Raw genomic sequence first — 14,834 nt, 5'->3', positions numbered from 1 at the left:
TGAGGCATGCGCCGGCACGTCGCCGGCGCATCGGTCACACCGCGGCGGACTTCGCCGCGTGCTGCATCTTCGTCTTCAGGTCGAGCGCGTCCGCCGCATCGAGCAGCGCCCGCGCAAAACTGCGCACCTCGGCTGGCCGCAGGGCATACCAGTTGCCGCTCTTGCCCACCTCGGTCGCATTGCGTCCCGCGCGTGACACGCAATGCGGCCGGAAGATCACCATGCCGGTCAGCGACTCCGAACTGATGTCGGCAGACACGATCTGCATGTGTGTTTCATCTTCTTTCTTCACCGGATTTCTCCCGGGCGGGATTCCGCCCCGGCTCACTCTACGCCATCGCACGTTCCTGCGATGTTTTCCGATGGCGCCTGGCGTTCGCCAGCGCTGTAGTCTTGGCTCCTGCCGGTGGCCGGCCACCGGCTGCTCCACCGCGCAGCCCTCTTTCCCCAAGGAACTCAACGCATGTCTGACCGGAACGACATTCCCATGGAAGACTGGAATCGCCTGCAACATGAAGTGGCCCGTTTGCGTGTACTGGTGATCGTCGCCCTGCTGGCGGTGATTGCCCTGGCCGCCATGTCCCTGCTGCGCAAACCGGAGGCGCCGGCCAAGCCCGACGCGATCATCCGCACGCAGGGCCTGGTGATCACCGATGCCCAAGGCCACGACCGCATCCTGATCGGCGCACCGGTGCCGGCCAGCAAGGACCGCACCCGCAAGGATGATGCTTCGGACGGCATCATCTTCCTCGGCACGACCGGTGCCGACCGTCTCGCGGTCGGGCAGACGCCGACCCTGCATATCGATGGCAAGACATACAAGCGCCGGGGCGACGACAACAACTACGGCATGACGCTTTACGACACCAAGGGCAGCGAGCGCGGCGGCATGGCTTCGATGGGCAGCGGACGCGTCGGCATCGCCCTCGATCGGGCCACGCCCCCGTACGAGGCCATCGGCCTGATGGTGGACGACCAGGACAATTTCGCCGGGATGTACATCAACTACGGCGACCCCAAGGCCCGGGGAGCGGCCTTTGAAATGGGTACCGATGCCAAAACCGCCCATGTCCAGTTCAACGGCACGGATGGACTTGCGCGCGCACAACTGAACCTCGATGGGGCCAGCAAGCCGGCGTGGCAGTTCGATGATGCCGCCTCGGCGAAGGCCGCCGCGGAGAAGGAACAGGCCGCGCAGGCCGAAAAGCACTGAGCAACGCGACGGCGGGCCATGGACGGCCCGCGTCCCCGCCGCGAGCTCAGCGCATGTGCACCCAATACACCCGGGTGCCGTTTTCGGCATCTTCGGCGCGAAGCCCGGCACGGCCTTCGACCACGATGCCCCAACGCGAGCGCATGCGGCCTGCCTGCAGGTAGTCGATACGGACATTCTCGGCCGGGGAAATGACGAAGTTCGCCGCGATCACCAGCACACCCTCGCCTTCGTACAGCAACGACGCGGGACGGCCCACCACCGCCCCCCAGCCCACGTGCAGTTCGCACGGAACGGGCTCGAACACGCCCCGATGACCCAGCCCCCATCCCGCCGTCTTGTCGAGCAGGGACTTCAGGTCGGGATGGTCCCAATTGACGACATGGCGTGACGGCGGTGGCTTGGCATGTTTCATGGTGCCGATGTTCCAGACCTCTCCCGGACGTTGTGCGGTGCACCCGCCAGCGCTCTTCGTTCCTTGCAGCGTCGGATCGGGCGCTGTCAGGGGCGGCAAGCACTGCACTTCCGGAAAGTACCGCGGGCCTGGTCAAGATGGCGTCCACACCCGCACACCCTTGAACAGCCACGGACGCGATGCGGCAAACATCACGCATCTCGCCGCGACCACGCCGCACTGCGCCCGCTCGGCGCGGCCTGCGTCATGAAGTTCCGCGTGGTGGCGTCTGCGCTCAGTCGACCGCCATCGCCACCGGGGCAGCTGCCGCCGTACGCGGGCGCAGCAGCCGTGCCCGCAACCAGCGCTCGCATGGCAGCGACAGCCAGCGCTCCACCGCCTTGCCAAGCAGCCAGCACAGCGGCAGCGCCAGCAGGTACCACAGGTGCCCCCAACGCGGATCGCCGCCGGCCAGCCGGAAAATCCGCACCACGGCGAACACCACGAACATGTGGCTCAGATAGATCTCGTAGCTGAGCCGCCCCCACGAACGCAGCCAGCCCAGCCCGCGCCACGGTTGCCACGGACCGCGCCGCTGGCGCTGCTCGCAGGCCAGCAGCAGGCACAGCGCCGAGACCGCCAGCAGCAACAGGTAGCCATCGCGAAGCAGCTGCCACATCGCGGCCCCGAAGATCGTTGCCGCAATCAGGCCGACCGCGCCGAGCCAACCCAGCAGCCCGCTGGTGCGTCGTGGCGGCAAGCGCCAATGCGCTGCCAGCAGCGCACCCAGTACACCGATGGCGATCGCCGACATGCCGGGCAGGTACGCCTTCTCCTGCCAGATCTCGTTGCCACGCAAGGCCGCGTGCGTCCACGGCATCGACAGCGCCAGCGCGCCCAGCACCAGCATCAGCACCCCACGCCGACGCGTCGCCAGGCAGACCAGCGGGAAGCCGATGTAGAACACTTCCTCGATCGACAACGACCACAGCACGTCCCAGTTGCCGGGCAGGTAACCGGTCCGTCCCTCGTACCAGTTCAGATGCAGGCCGAGCGCGGCAACGATCGCCCGCGGCAGCGACTGGCCCTCGCGATGGATCACGTAATCCTGCACGCCCAGCAGGTGCAGCACGCTGAGCACCAGGATCAGCGCCAGCAGGCAGGGCACGATGCGGGCGAAGCGCCGCGCGTAGAACGCGCGCAGGTCGATCCGCTCCAGGCTGCCCCGGCGACGCAGCGCATTGCCCGCGATCAGGAAGCCGGAAATCACGAAGAACACGAACACGGCCTCGTAGCCGTTGTAGTTCAGGCGGCTCAGCAACCATGGCGGCAGCACGTCGGCCAGCGCACTCTGCTTCAACGGAATGCGCAAGCCCAGGTGGTTGAGCACCACCAGCACGATCGCCAGCCCGCGCAGCAGATCAATGCCGGGGTTGCGGGCGCGTGTCGCTTCGACGGCATTTCCGGAAGAGGCTGGCACGGTCTGCATGGATGAAGCCGCATCGAGACGATGCCGCATCATCGACGAGCGCCGGGGCCTCGGCAACTGCACCTCAGTCGATGACGCGTATCCCTTTCCAGAAGGCGACGCGCCCCGCGATCTGCGCGGCGGCTTCCTTTGGGTGCGGGTAATACCATGCGGCCTGCGCATTGACCGCGTCACCGACGATCACGTCGTAGTAGCTGGCCGTGCCCTTCCAGGGGCAGACGCTGTGATGATCGCTCTCGCGGAAGTATTCATGCCGCAACGACGCAGCGGGAAAGTAGTGGTTGCCTTCGACCACGACGGTATCGTCGGTTTCGGCCAGAACGGCGTCGTTCCAGGTGGCTCTCATCAGTCGTCTCCCAGCTCCTGCCCCGGAAACAGCACATCGGTGTAGCCGAAGCGGCTGAAGTCGGTGATGCGCGACGGATACAGCCGGCCGATCAGGTGGTCGCATTCGTGCTGCACCACGCGGGCGTGGAAGCCTTCGGCGCGGCGGTCGATGCGTTCGCCTTGGGGGTCGATGCCCTGGTAGCGGATCAGGCTGTAGCGGTTCACCGCGCCACGCAGGCCCGGCACCGACAGGCAGCCTTCCCAGCCCTCCTCCATGTCCTGCGACAACGGCGTGATCACCGGATTGAGCAGGATCGTGCGCGGCACCGCCGGCGCCTCGGGGTAGCGTTCGTTGTTGTCGAAACCGAAGATCACCAGCTGCAGGTCGACACCGATCTGCGGCGCCGCCAGCCCCACGCCGTCGGCGGCGTGCATGGTGTCGAACATGTCGACGATCAGCGCATCGAGCTCGGCCGTGCCGATCATCGCGGCGGGCACGCTCGGCGCGACGCGCAGCAGGCGCGGATCGCCCATCTTCAGGATTTCACGAATCATCGGAGCCTCGCCTTGAACGCTGTTACTGGATGATTTGTGGTCGATGCGATGTCGATGCAAGCGGCGATGCCAATGCTGCAAGAGCGAAAAGCCAGGCAAAGCCCGTACCGGTTTGCCGAAGCCGCAAGCGGCTTCAGCCGCCGAACACCTTCTTCAGCAGATCGGTGGTGCGCGCGCCGGGGTTGTGGCGGATCGACTGCTCCTGTTCGCCGATCGTGGTGAACAGGCCGTCCAGCGTCTTCTTCGTGACGTAGTCGTCCAGGTCCAGCGCGTTGCCGTTCCTGCTCGACTTGCCGCCACCGAGCGACCCCAGCAAGCCGCCCAGTTCGCCGCCCGCGCTGCCCGAGGTGAACGACTTGTACTTCTGGGTGACGCCGACGCTGTCGGTGGCCCTGGCCACGATCGGGTGGATGCGCGCGGTCAGCGCGTCGCCGGCGACGCGACGGAAGAAGTCGGTGGCCGCATGGTCGCCGCCGGCGAGGATGCCCCGCGCATCGCTCAGCGTCATCTTGCGGATCGCGTCGCCGAAGATCTCGGCCACCTGGGGCACCGCCTTTTCCGCCGCCCGGTTCATGCTCAGCTCGAACGCATCGACCCTGGCGCCCTGGCCGAGCTGTCGCGCCAGCTTGCCGGCCTGTTCCAGCTTGCCCGGCAACGGAATGCGCACCTTGCTGTTGTTCCAGAAACCGCCGTCGCGGCCCAGGCTGTTGATCGCATTGGTGGTGCCCTTGGCCAACGCCTCCTTGAGGCCGGCGGCGATGTCACTGCTCGGCAGGTTGCTGCCCAGCTGCGAGGAGGTCGAGCCGTGGGTCGACTGCTTGACCTTGTTCAACAAGTCCTTGAACTGGCCGGCACCCATCGCCGCCAACGGCACCATCGCCGCAGCGAGAGCCAGTCCGAACACGCCGTGGCGAATGGCGATACGCATGACCAATTCCTCGGGATCGACAGGGCGATCAGTGTAGCCCTGCAATCCCGCCCATGGCGTGATCTCCATCGCCACGCCATTCGACCAATGGCTAATGCCGCTTTGCGGGTTTTGGGATTGACCCCGCCGCCCGACGGGCAGACCCTTGGGCGACCACCGAGGAGAGCCCAGCCATGCAAGCCACCGTCATGCCCAAGCCCAGCCCGGCCAGCAAGATATTGTGGGTCGCCATCGCCATCGTGGGCGCGTTCTGCCTGGGTGTGGTGGCGCTGCGACGAGGCGAGCCGATCAACGCGATCTGGCTGGTGGCCGCCTCCATTGCGATCTTCGTGATCGGCTACCGCTTCTACGGCAAGTTCGTCGAGCACTCGGTGCTGAAGCTGGACCCGACCCGCGCGCCGCCCTCGGTGCTGCGCAACGACGGCCTCGACTACGTGCCCACCGACAAGTGGGTGGTGTTCGGCCACCACTTCGCCGCGATCGCCGGCGCCGGCCCGCTGGTCGGTCCGGTGCTGGCCGCGCAGATGGGCTACCTGCCCGGCACCTTGTGGATCCTGTTCGGCGTGGTGTTTGCCGGCGCGGTGCAGGATTTCATGATCCTCGGCCTCTCGCTGCGCCGCGACGCCCGCTCGCTGGGCCACATGCTGCGCGAGGAGCTGGGCCCGGTGCCCGGCCTGGTGGCGATGATCGGCGTGCTGGTGCTGATGATGATCGTGCTGGCGGTGCTGGCCCTGGTGGTGGTCAAGGCGCTCACGCACAGTCCGTGGGGCACCTTCACCGTGGCCGCCACCATTCCGATCGCGTTGCTGATGGGCGTCTACCTGCGCTGGTTCCGGCCCGGCCGGATTCTCGAAGTCTCGATCATCGGCCTGCTTTTGCTGCTGGCGTCGATCTGGGCCGGCCGCTTCGTGGCCGAGTCGGCCACGCTGGCGCCGCTGTTCGACTTCGACGCCAAGGCGCTGGCCTGGTGGCTGATCGGCTACGGCTTCTGCGCCTCGGTGCTGCCGGTGTGGCTGCTGCTGGCGCCGCGCGATTACCTGTCCACCTTCCTCAAGATCGGCACCATCGCGCTGCTGGCGCTGGCGATCTTCCTGTCCGCGCCGATGCTGCAGATGCCGGCGGTGACGCGTTTCATCGACGGCAGCGGCCCGGTGTTCGCCGGCAACCTGTTCCCGTTCCTGTTCATCACGATTGCCTGCGGCGCGGTGTCGGGCTGGCACTCGATCATCGCCTCGGGCACCACGCCCAAGCTGCTGGCCAACGAAAGCCAGGCGCGCATGGTCGGCTACGGCGGCATGCTGATGGAGGCGTTCGTGGCGATCATGGCGCTGGTCGCCGCCGCCTCGCTGCACCCGGGCGTGTACTTCGCGATGAACGCGCCGGGCGCGATCATCGGCACCACCGTGCAGGACGCCGCCACCACGATCAGCCAGTGGGGCTTCGTGGTGACTCCGGACGAATTGATCCAGACGGCCAGGAACATCGGCGAGAACAGCATCCTCAGTCGCGCCGGCGGCGCACCCACGCTGGCCGTGGGCATGGCCCAGCTGCTGCACAACATCATCCCCGGCGGCGGCATGATGGCGTTCTGGTACCACTACGCGATCCTGTTCGAGGCGCTGTTCATCCTCACCACGGTCGATGCCGGCACCCGCGTGGGCCGCTTCATGATCCAGGAGATCGCCGGCCTGATCCACAAGCCGCTGCAGGAAACCGACTCGTGGACCGGCAACCTGCTGGCCACCGCGATCTGCGTGTTCATCTGGGGCTACTTCCTGTACCAGGGCGCGGTCGACCCGCTGGGCGGCATCAACACCTTGTGGCCGCTGTTCGGCATCGCCAACCAGATGCTGGCCGCGATCGCGCTGATGCTGGCCACCGTGGTGGTGGTGAAACTCAAGCGCGAGCGCTACGTGTGGGTGCCGGGCATCCCCGCGATCTGGCTGATCATCTGCACGCTCACCGCGGGCTGGCAGAAACTCAGCGGCCCGATCAGCTTCACCGCCGCCGCCAACAAGTATTCGGCCGCGATGCAGCAGGGCCAGTTGCTGGCCCCGGCGAAGACCCCGGCCGAGATGCAGCAGATCGTCACCAACAACTACGTGGACATGGCGCTGACCGGCCTGTTCATGCTGCTGATCGTGGCGATGGTGGCGTTCTGCCTGCGCGCGCTGGTCAGGGGCTGGAAGGCGAACCAACCGACCGCGCACGAGGAACCGTACGTGGCGCTGACCAGCGTGGCCGGCTGAGATGGACGCGACCTTCCGGTCCGTGCGCAAGTGGGCGGTGCAGACCGCCCGCCTGTGCTGCGGCGTGCCCGACTACGACGTCTACGTGAAGCATCTGCGCGAGCATCATCCCGAGCGCAAGGTGCCCAGCTACGGCGAGTTCTTCCGCGAACGGCAGGAAGCCCGCTACAAGGGCGGCGGCGGGCGCTGCTGCTGATCCGCCACGATCCTGATGCCCTGCCGGTGATCGCCGTGCCAAAGCGCACTGGCGATCCCGGCCCAGGCGAGGACAATGGGCGGATTGCCTGTACCGCCTGGCCTCCATGTTCCCACGCAAGCATCCCTCGCCTTCCGCCACGCCGTCAGAACATCACGCCGGCCTGCGCATCATCGCCATCTACGAGATGGTCAAGACCGTCTGCCTGCTGCTGGTGGCGATGGCGGCCTTCCACTTCTATCACGAGCAGAACTTCGACCGGCTGGTGCACTGGCTGGGGCATCTTTCGCTGGCCGACAGCAATGGCCTGCGCTGGAAACTGGTGGAGTTGCTGCAGGACTTCGGCCCCAGCAGGTTCGTGGCGGTCGGCGCGGTGGCGCTGGGCTACGCGGTGCTGTTCGCGATCGAGGGCGTGGGCCTGTGGCTGGGCAAGCACTGGGCCGAATGGTTCACCGTGATCGCCACCGGCTCGCTGATTCCGCTGGAACTGTACGAGACGCTGTACCACTTCGGCTGGCTGAAGCTGGCCACCCTGCTCGGCAACGTGGTGATCATCATCTACCTGGTGCGCATCGCGCGGCAGCCGCGCGTGCCGAAAGCGCGCACCTAGACTTCGTGATGGACCGCCTCGGCGGGCGGCGCCTCGTGCTGCCGCCGCGGCATCAGCTCCACCAGGTACATCGCGGCCAGGATCAGCCCGCCGCCGACGACCATGCGCCAGCTGAGCGCGTCGACCCCAAGCAACACCGCGAACGCGGCGGCGAATACCGGCTCGGTGGTCATCACGATCGCGGCGCGGGCAGCCGGCAGGTGCGACTGCGCCCAGGTCTGCATCAGCATCGCGCCGGCGCCCGCGATCAGCGCCATGTACAGGATGGCCAGCCACGCGCCGCGATCGGGTGGCAGCACCGGCCCGTGCGGCGCAGTGGCGAGCAGGCAGACCACCGCGATGGCGACCATCTGCACCGCCGACAGCCCGAACGCGTCGCCCGGTCGCGACCACTGGCCGAGCAAGACGATATGCAGCGCGTACAGCGCGGCCGAGGCCAGGGTCAGCCATACGCCGAGATCCACCGACACGCCGTTCAACGACAGCAGGCCAAGACCCAGCGTGGACAACGCCACCGCCAGCCACACGATGCCGGCCATGCGCTGGCCCAGCAGCAGCATCGCCAGGATCGGCGTGAACACCACATACATGCCGGTGGCGAAGCCGCTGACGCTGGGCGCGATCAGCGACAGGCCCCAGGTCTGCAGCAGCTGGCCGCAACCGTAGACCAGGCCCAGCAGCAGGCCACGCAGCAGCTGGCCTCGCCCCAGCCGCCACACCGGCCGGGCGAACAGCGCCAGCATCGCCACCGCGGCGATGGCGAAACGCACGGCGAGGAAGTCCGCCACCGGCATGCGGCCGACCACATCCTTGATCAGCACGAAGGTCGAGCCCCACACGGCGGTCATCGCGATGAGGCCGAGCGTGGCCAGCAGGGTGTGGTGGCGGTGGGTGGCGGACATCGGGAAGGCGGGGCGGCAGTGAGGCGGGCACGTTAGCGCAACCGGCGCGCGGTGTCGCGGCCTACTCGTTGTCGACCGGCACTGGCCGGCGGCGGGCCTTCAGCAGCAGCAACCGCCACAGCTGTCCGGGAATCTGCAGCAGGAAGTGGGTCCAGATGCCCAGCCACACGGTCACCGAAACCAGCCGGTTGTCGGCCGCCGGATCGTGCTTGCGGAACCACTGCCACATGCCCCGATGCTTGTGCCGGCTGACGAACACCGGACGGTGCCGGCTGGAGCTGCCCTTGCCGTGGTGTATCCGGATGTCGCCGGCCAGCAGCACCTGGTAGCCGATGTCGCGCACGCGCCGGCACAGGTCCAGGTCCTCGCAGTGCAGGAAGTAGTCTTCGTCGAAGCCGCCCATCCGGCGGAACAGCGCGCGCGGCATCAGCATCAGCGCGCCGGACACCGCCTCGGCCTCGATCAGCCGGGGCGGGATCTCCCCGCCGACGTTGACCTTTTCGCCGGCCCGGTTGAACAGGGTGTTGAGCGAACGCTGCAACAACGGATCGCGCCGCCATGATGCCGGATCGGCGCGCCCCTCGGCATCGCAGACCACCGCGCCGACCAGCCCCACCTTCGGCTTGCCGGCGAGCAGGCCGACCAGTCGCTGCAGGTCACCTTCCTGCAGGACGCAGTCGGGGTTGAGCACCAGCAGCGCATCGCCCTGCGCCTGTTGCGAGGCGAGGTTCACCGCGGGGCCGAAGCCGAGGTTGCGGTGGTTGTAGATCACCTTGAGCCGGCTGTCGTGCGCATGCGCGCGCTCGATCGCCTCGGGCACGCCGTCGTGCGAGTCGTTGTCGACCAGCAGTAGTTCCAGGGCCAGCGAACTGGCCAGGATGCTGCGCACGCATTCGCGCAGGGCCGGACCGCTGTCGGCGGATACCACGACCACGCTGAGCGGCAGCGTGAACGGCGAGCGATGGAATGCAAGGGTATCCATTCGGCAAGTATGCGCGGTGACGCGTGAACGTAAAACCTCGAAGCGTCGACAGCGCGCGACTCCGGCCTCAGCCTTCGTCGTCCCGGCCGAGCACGGCCGGCAAGGCCAGTGGCATCGCATCGTCGCCGCGGCCGAGCCAGGGTTGCTCGCCATCCCAGCCGACCAGTTGCCAGCGCCGCAAGCGGTATCGCCGATCGCGCTGGCGATCCCACAACAGCAGCGAGCGTTCGTCGCGCAGGCGTGCGATCAGCCAGCGACCGGAAACGCTGAAGGCGACCGCGTCGCCCACGTCATCGATGCACTCGCCGGTGGCGAGCCGGCAGTGGCCATCGCTGCACACCACGTTGCCGCCCAGCGGATCGGACGGATGATCGGCGACGGGCTGCCAGCGCACCGGCTGCAATTCGATGATCCGCGCCGGCGGTCCGCTGGGTGCCAGCGCCAGTTCCGGCCATTCGGGCGATGGCGGTGCCGGCGGAGCGCGTCGCAGTTCGCGATCGAGCCAGGCCTCGAGCCCCGCCAGCAGGGTGTAGCCGGCCAGCGCGCCAAGCAGGGCCGCGCCCCAGGCCATCGCGTCGCCACCCAGGCTGCGCTGCAGCGCGAACAGCATGCCCGGCAGTCCCCAGCGCAGCGCGCGACGGATCATCGCGGCGTGCGTCCCGGCAAGGCGATGTTGCAGCAACACCGTCGAGGCGGCGAGCGACAGCAGCAACGGCAGGTCCAGCCACCACGGCAACACCGCCAGCACGGCCATCCACGCCACGACCGACAGCAACGCCCGCGACGCGGGCCAGCGGCGCCAGGCCATCGCTCAGCGCCTCGTCAACCGCGGGAGGTTCAGCCGCACCACACGCGCGCGTTGCGGAACATGCGCATCCACGGCGAATCCTCACCCCAGCTGTCCGGATGCCAGCTGAGCTGTGCCGTGCGGAACACGCGCTCGGGGTGCGGCATCATGATCGTGACGCGGCCATCGGCGGCAGTGAAGCCGGCCAGGCCACCGGGCGAGCCGTTGGTGTTGAGCGGGAAGCTTTCGGTCGGCTTGCCGCGGTTGTCGACGAAACGCACCGCGCCGTTCGACTTCGACGGACTGCACACCTGGGGGAAGCTCACCCGGCCCTCGCCGTGCGCCACTGCCACCGGAATCCGCGAACCGGCCATGCCCTTGAAGAACAGGCTCGGCGTGTCGAGGATCTCCAGCGTGACCAGGCGCGACTCGTACTGCTCCGACGCATTGCGCAGGAACTTCGGCCAGTGCTGGGCGCCGGGGATGATCTCCTTCAGCTGCGACAGCATCTGGCAACCGTTGCACACGCCCAGCGCGAACCTGGTCGGGTCGGCGAAGAACGCGCTGAACTGCTCGCGCAGCATGTCGTTGTAGAGGATCGAGGTGGCCCAGCCGCGACCGGCACCGAGCACGTCGCCGTAGGAGAAACCGCCGCAGGCCGCGAAGCCGCGGAAATCCGCCAGCTTCACCCGCCCGCTGGCCAGGTCGGACATGTGCACGTCCACCGCGTCGAAGCCGGCGCGGGTGAAGGCCGCCGACATTTCCACCTGGCCGTTGACGCCCTGCTCGCGCAGGATCGCGATGCGTGGACGCTCGCCGCTGGCAATGAACGGCGCCGCCACGTTCTGCGCCGGATCGAAGCTGAGCTTCGGGCTGATGCCCGGGTCGGCATCGTCCATCCGCCATTCCAGTTCGGCGTCTGCGCTTTGCGGGTTGTCGCGCTGGCGCTGCATCGCGTGGCTGGTCTCGTTCCACGCCTTGAACAGCGTGCTCCAGTTCCACTTGAACAAGGTCTCGTCGCCGAGGAACAGCTTGATGCCCAGTTTTTCCTTGGGCCGCCCGATGCGGTAACCGATGCCGGCCAGGCCGTACTTCACCAGCAGCGCCTCGAACGCCTCGCGGTTGGCCTCGGCCACCTGCACCACCGCGCCGAGTTCCTCGTTGAACAGCGCGCGCAGGGTCGCCTCGGCCCAGCCGTCCAGATGGATTTCCAGGCCGCAGTGGCCGGCGAAGGCCATCTCCATCAGGGTGGTGATGACGCCACCGTCGGAACGATCGTGATAGGCCAGCAGGATGCCGGCGGCGTTCGCTTCCTGGATCAGCTCGAACAGTGCCTTGAGGCGTTTCGGATCATCCAGGTCCGGCGGCACGCCACCGGAACGGTTGAATACCTGGGTGAGGCAGGAACCGCCGAGGCGATCGCGACCCGCGCCCAGATCGATCAGCCACAGTTCCGAATGCCCGCGATCCAGCCGCAGTTGCGGCGTGAGCGTGCGGCGCACGTCGGTGACGCGGGCAAAGCCGGTGATCACCAGCGACACCGGCGACACCGTGCGCTGGTCGGTCTGGCCGTCGTGCCACACGGTCTGCATCGACAGCGAGTCCTTGCCGACCGGGATCGAGATGTCCAGTGCGGGGCACAGTTCCATGCCCACCGCCTTGACCGCGTCGAACAGCGCGGCGTCTTCGCCCGGATGATTCACCGCGGCCATCCAGTTGGCCGACAGCCGAATGTCGCCGAGGCTGGCGATCGACGCGGCGGCCAGGTTGGTGATCGCCTCGCCCACCGCCAGTCGCGCCGCATCGGCGCTGTTCAGCACGGCCACCGGCGCGCGTTCGGCCATCGCCATCGCCTCGCCGGCGTAGCCGTCGAAGTCGGCCATCGTCACCGCGCAATCGGCCACCGGCACCTGCCACGGGCCGACCATCGGATCACGATGGTTGAGGCCGCCGACGGTGCGGTCGCCGATGTTGATCAGGAAGCTCTTGCTGCCCACGGTAGGCAGGCGCAACACGCGCAGCAGGGCCTCGTCCATGCCCACGCCGGACAGATCCGGCACCAGATCGATGCGCGGCTTGATCCGCTTCGCATCGCGATGCATCCGCGGCGGCTTGCCGAACAGCACGTCCATGGGGAGGTCGATGACGACCTCCCGGGAATCGGGAATCGGGAATCGGGAATCGTCAGAAGCAACAGCGGCACGCGTCACCAGCAGGCGGCGTTCGACGGTGGCGTCACCGACGACGGCGTACGGGCAGCGCTCGCGCTGGCACATGGCCTCGAATTCCGCGAGGTTCTCCGGCGCGATGGCGAGCACGTAGCGCTCCTGCGACTCGTTGCTCCACACCTGCATCGGCGACAGCGAGGGGTCGTCGCAGGGGATCTTCGACAGGTCGATCACGCCGCCGACGCTGGCATCGTTGAGCAGCTCGGGGATTGCGTTGGACAGGCCGCCGGCGCCCACGTCATGCACGCTGACGATCGGGTTGGCGTCGCCGCGGGCGCAACAGGCGTCGATCACTTCCTGGCAGCGCCGCTCCATCTCGGCGTTGTCGCGCTGCACCGAGGCGAAGTCCAGCTCCGCGCTCGACGCGCCGCCGGCCACCGACGAGGCCGCGCCACCGCCCAGGCCGATCAGCATCGCCGGGCCGCCCAGCACGATCACCTTGTTGCCCGGCTGCACCGGGCGCTTCAGCACGTGGCCAGGGCGCAGGTTGGCCAGGCCGCCGGCCAGCATGATCGGCTTGTCGTAGCCGCGGCGGAAACCGGGCTGGCCGGGCAGCTCGGCTTCATAGCTGCGGAAATAGCCGCCCAGACAGGGACGGCCAAACTCGTTGTTGAACGCGGCCGCGCCCAGCGGGCCGTCGCGCATGATCTCGAACGCGCTGGCCATGCGCGGCGGCAGCGGCCGCTGCACTTCCCACGGCTGCGGATGGCCGGGAATGCGCAGGTCGGAGACCGAAAAACCGGTGAGGCCGGCCTTCGGCTTGCCCCCGCGGCCGGTCGCGCCCTCGTCGCGGATCTCGCCACCGGCGCCGGTGGCGGCACCGGGCCACGGCGCGATCGCGGTGGGATGGTTGTGCGTTTCCACCTTGATCGCGAAGTCGATGCGTTCCTCGTGGCCCCGCCACACGCGATCGGCCGGATCGGCAAAGAAGCGGCGGCCGGTGCTGCCTTCGATCACCGCGGCGTTGTCCGAATAGGCGGACAGCGTATGCGCGGGCGACTGCTGATGGGTGTGCTTGATCATGCCGAACAGGCTCTTGTCCTGTTCCTCGCCATCCACCGTCCAGCTGGCGTTGAACACCTTGTGCCGGCAATGCTCGGAGTTGGCCTGGGCGAACATGAAGAGTTCGGCGTCGGTGGGATCGCGGCCCAGCTCGGCGTAGCGATCGACCAGGTACTCGATCTCGTCGTCGGCCAGCGCCAGGCCCAGCCGCCGGTTCGCCTCGGCCAGCGCCGCCTGCGGATCGGCGCCGAGCGTGACGTGCACCAGGTCGCCGGGTGTCCCGGCCAGGAACAGGCCCTGCGCCTCGTCGATGCGGGTCAGCACCGACTGGGTCATCGCGTCATGCAGCACCGCCAGGATCGCGGCGTGATCGGGCGCATCCTCCGCCGGCAGCCCGGCGACCAGCCAGGCCTGCCCGCGCTCCACCCGACGCAGGTTGAAGCCAGGCACATCGAAACCGGCGCCATGCAGGATGTCGGTGGCCTTGCTCGACCACGGCGAAATCGTGCCCAGCCGCGGCACCACCCACAGCGTGGCCGGTTCCGGCGCGGCGTCCTTCGCCTCCAGCACGGCCAGCAGCCGCTGGCGCAGCTCGCCGGTGGGCGCGCTGTCGGCATCGATGAAATGGACGAACCACGACGCCTGCACGCGCACGCCATGATGCAGGGCATCAAGGTGGGCATTGAGGCGTTCGAGGCGGAACGGCGAGAGGGCGTTCTGCCCGTCGAGTGCGATCATGCGGGGAACGAAGCTATGCGAGGGAATTGCCCATTCTAGCTCAAGCCGTCTTCGGCTACGCCGAGACCCCCCTTCCAGCTCAAGCCGTCTTCGGCTGCGCCGGCCCCCTTCCAGCTCAAGCCGTCTTCGGCTACGCCGAAGACACGTTCGCCCCTCCCCCTGCTAGCAGGGGGAGGTTGGGAGGGGGTAGCCCCGGCTACCCAAGCCGTCCCAGCGAAGCCGCGCCCCTGGCTT

General features: G+C 68.0%; 14 protein-coding genes. 4 read left to right on the top strand and 10 right to left on the bottom strand.

All coding sequences use genetic code 11. From position 1 onward, the window contains the following. Positions 1-34: 34 nt before the first annotated feature. Positions 35-268, bottom strand: a complete 234-nt coding sequence (locus ABNK63_RS03755; RefSeq protein ID WP_350016729.1) for a hypothetical protein — start codon at positions 266-268, stop codon at positions 35-37. Between the two features lie 138 nt (positions 269-406). Between ABNK63_RS03755 and ABNK63_RS03750 the strand changes: the two genes are divergently transcribed. Beyond that, positions 407-1,213: a hypothetical protein gene (locus ABNK63_RS03750; RefSeq protein ID WP_350016728.1), complete on the top strand. Its 807-nt coding sequence runs from the start codon at positions 407-409 to the stop codon at positions 1,211-1,213. A gap of 46 nt (positions 1,214-1,259) precedes the next feature. On the opposite strand, the gene ABNK63_RS03745 is transcribed toward ABNK63_RS03750, so the two are convergent. The 5 genes from ABNK63_RS03745 to ABNK63_RS03725 all read right to left on the bottom strand — a co-directional run bounded on the left by ABNK63_RS03745 (position 1,260) and on the right by ABNK63_RS03725 (position 4,906). After that, positions 1,260-1,628 carry a hypothetical protein gene (locus ABNK63_RS03745; protein ID WP_350016727.1) on the bottom strand — a complete coding sequence of 123 codons (369 nt, stop codon included), beginning with the start codon at positions 1,626-1,628 and terminating at the stop codon, positions 1,260-1,262. Positions 1,629-1,902: 274 nt separating this feature from the next. Beyond that, on the bottom strand, positions 1,903-3,096 hold the full coding sequence (locus ABNK63_RS03740; RefSeq protein WP_007810147.1) for an acyltransferase: 1,194 nt from the start codon (positions 3,094-3,096) through the stop codon (positions 1,903-1,905). Between the two features lie 64 nt (positions 3,097-3,160). Further along, entirely contained in the window at positions 3,161-3,442 is a 282-nt protein-coding gene (locus ABNK63_RS03735; RefSeq protein WP_007810148.1) for a DUF427 domain-containing protein, read from the bottom strand. Continuing rightward, entirely contained in the window at positions 3,442-3,978 is a 537-nt protein-coding gene (gene def, locus ABNK63_RS03730; protein ID WP_007810150.1) for a peptide deformylase, read from the bottom strand. Before def ends, ABNK63_RS03735 begins: the two co-directional genes overlap by 1 nt. 133 nt (positions 3,979-4,111) lie before the next feature. Next, complete coding sequence (locus ABNK63_RS03725; protein WP_007810152.1) at positions 4,112-4,906, bottom strand: DUF4197 domain-containing protein; 795 nt, start codon at positions 4,904-4,906, stop codon at positions 4,112-4,114. Between the two features lie 173 nt (positions 4,907-5,079). Here ABNK63_RS03725 and ABNK63_RS03720 point away from each other — a divergent pair, with 173 nt between their 5' ends. The 3 genes from ABNK63_RS03720 (at position 5,080) to ABNK63_RS03710 (ending at position 7,961) form a co-directional block, all read left to right on the top strand. Next, positions 5,080-7,155 carry a carbon starvation CstA family protein gene (locus ABNK63_RS03720; protein ID WP_350016726.1) on the top strand — a complete coding sequence of 692 codons (2,076 nt, stop codon included), beginning with the start codon at positions 5,080-5,082 and terminating at the stop codon, positions 7,153-7,155. A 1-nt stretch (position 7,156) separates the two neighbouring features. Continuing rightward, positions 7,157-7,351 carry a YbdD/YjiX family protein gene (locus ABNK63_RS03715; protein WP_007810154.1) on the top strand — a complete coding sequence of 65 codons (195 nt, stop codon included), beginning with the start codon at positions 7,157-7,159 and terminating at the stop codon, positions 7,349-7,351. A gap of 106 nt (positions 7,352-7,457) precedes the next feature. Further along, the gene (locus ABNK63_RS03710; RefSeq protein ID WP_350016725.1) at positions 7,458-7,961 is read left to right on the top strand and encodes a DUF2127 domain-containing protein; all 504 of its coding nucleotides are present in this window, start codon (positions 7,458-7,460) and stop codon (positions 7,959-7,961) included. Here the strand turns inward: ABNK63_RS03710 and ABNK63_RS03705 are convergent. The 4 genes from ABNK63_RS03705 to purL form a co-directional block, all read right to left on the bottom strand. Then, entirely contained in the window at positions 7,958-8,863 is a 906-nt protein-coding gene (locus ABNK63_RS03705) for a DMT family transporter (protein WP_350016724.1), read from the bottom strand. The genes ABNK63_RS03710 and ABNK63_RS03705 overlap by 4 nt on opposite strands. A 61-nt stretch (positions 8,864-8,924) precedes the next feature. Continuing rightward, the gene (locus tag ABNK63_RS03700) at positions 8,925-9,845 is read right to left on the bottom strand and encodes a glycosyltransferase family 2 protein (RefSeq protein ID WP_350016723.1); all 921 of its coding nucleotides are present in this window, start codon (positions 9,843-9,845) and stop codon (positions 8,925-8,927) included. Positions 9,846-9,912: 67 nt separating this feature from the next. Beyond that, positions 9,913-10,653, bottom strand: a complete 741-nt coding sequence (locus tag ABNK63_RS03695) for a hypothetical protein (protein ID WP_040673601.1) — start codon at positions 10,651-10,653, stop codon at positions 9,913-9,915. 29 nt (positions 10,654-10,682) lie between these two features. Further along, positions 10,683-14,600 (bottom strand): phosphoribosylformylglycinamidine synthase, encoded by a 3,918-nt coding sequence (gene purL / locus ABNK63_RS03690; RefSeq protein WP_007810167.1) that lies wholly within the window; start codon positions 14,598-14,600, stop codon positions 10,683-10,685. Positions 14,601-14,834: the final 234 nt, after the last annotated feature.

Origin of the sequence: Rhodanobacter sp. IGA1.0 (genome assembly GCF_040208325.1) — a bacterium.
Taxonomy (GTDB): domain Bacteria; phylum Pseudomonadota; class Gammaproteobacteria; order Xanthomonadales; family Rhodanobacteraceae; genus Rhodanobacter; species Rhodanobacter spathiphylli.
This window is presented reverse-complemented; position numbering and strand designations above follow the sequence as displayed.

Excerpts from the sequence above, each read along its gene's own strand:
- ABNK63_RS03755 (WP_350016729.1), bottom strand. The coding sequence starts at position 268 with ATGCAGATCGTGTCTGCCGACATCAGTTCGGAGTCGCTGACCGGCATG.
- def (WP_007810150.1), bottom strand. The coding sequence starts at position 3,978 with ATGATTCGTGAAATCCTGAAGATGGGCGATCCGCGCCTGCTGCGCGTC.
- ABNK63_RS03740 (WP_007810147.1), bottom strand. The coding sequence starts at position 3,096 with ATGCAGACCGTGCCAGCCTCTTCCGGAAATGCCGTCGAAGCGACACGC.
- ABNK63_RS03715 (WP_007810154.1), top strand. The coding sequence starts at position 7,157 with ATGGACGCGACCTTCCGGTCCGTGCGCAAGTGGGCGGTGCAGACCGCC.
- ABNK63_RS03745 (WP_350016727.1), bottom strand. The coding sequence starts at position 1,628 with ATGAAACATGCCAAGCCACCGCCGTCACGCCATGTCGTCAATTGGGAC.
- ABNK63_RS03725 (WP_007810152.1), bottom strand. The coding sequence starts at position 4,906 with ATGCGTATCGCCATTCGCCACGGCGTGTTCGGACTGGCTCTCGCTGCG.
- ABNK63_RS03710 (WP_350016725.1), top strand. The coding sequence starts at position 7,458 with ATGTTCCCACGCAAGCATCCCTCGCCTTCCGCCACGCCGTCAGAACAT.
- ABNK63_RS03695 (WP_040673601.1), bottom strand. The coding sequence starts at position 10,653 with ATGGCCTGGCGCCGCTGGCCCGCGTCGCGGGCGTTGCTGTCGGTCGTG.
- ABNK63_RS03735 (WP_007810148.1), bottom strand. The coding sequence starts at position 3,442 with ATGAGAGCCACCTGGAACGACGCCGTTCTGGCCGAAACCGACGATACC.
- ABNK63_RS03720 (WP_350016726.1), top strand. The coding sequence starts at position 5,080 with ATGCAAGCCACCGTCATGCCCAAGCCCAGCCCGGCCAGCAAGATATTG.
- ABNK63_RS03705 (WP_350016724.1), bottom strand. The coding sequence starts at position 8,863 with ATGTCCGCCACCCACCGCCACCACACCCTGCTGGCCACGCTCGGCCTC.
- ABNK63_RS03700 (WP_350016723.1), bottom strand. The coding sequence starts at position 9,845 with ATGGATACCCTTGCATTCCATCGCTCGCCGTTCACGCTGCCGCTCAGC.
- purL (WP_007810167.1), bottom strand. The coding sequence starts at position 14,600 with ATGATCGCACTCGACGGGCAGAACGCCCTCTCGCCGTTCCGCCTCGAA.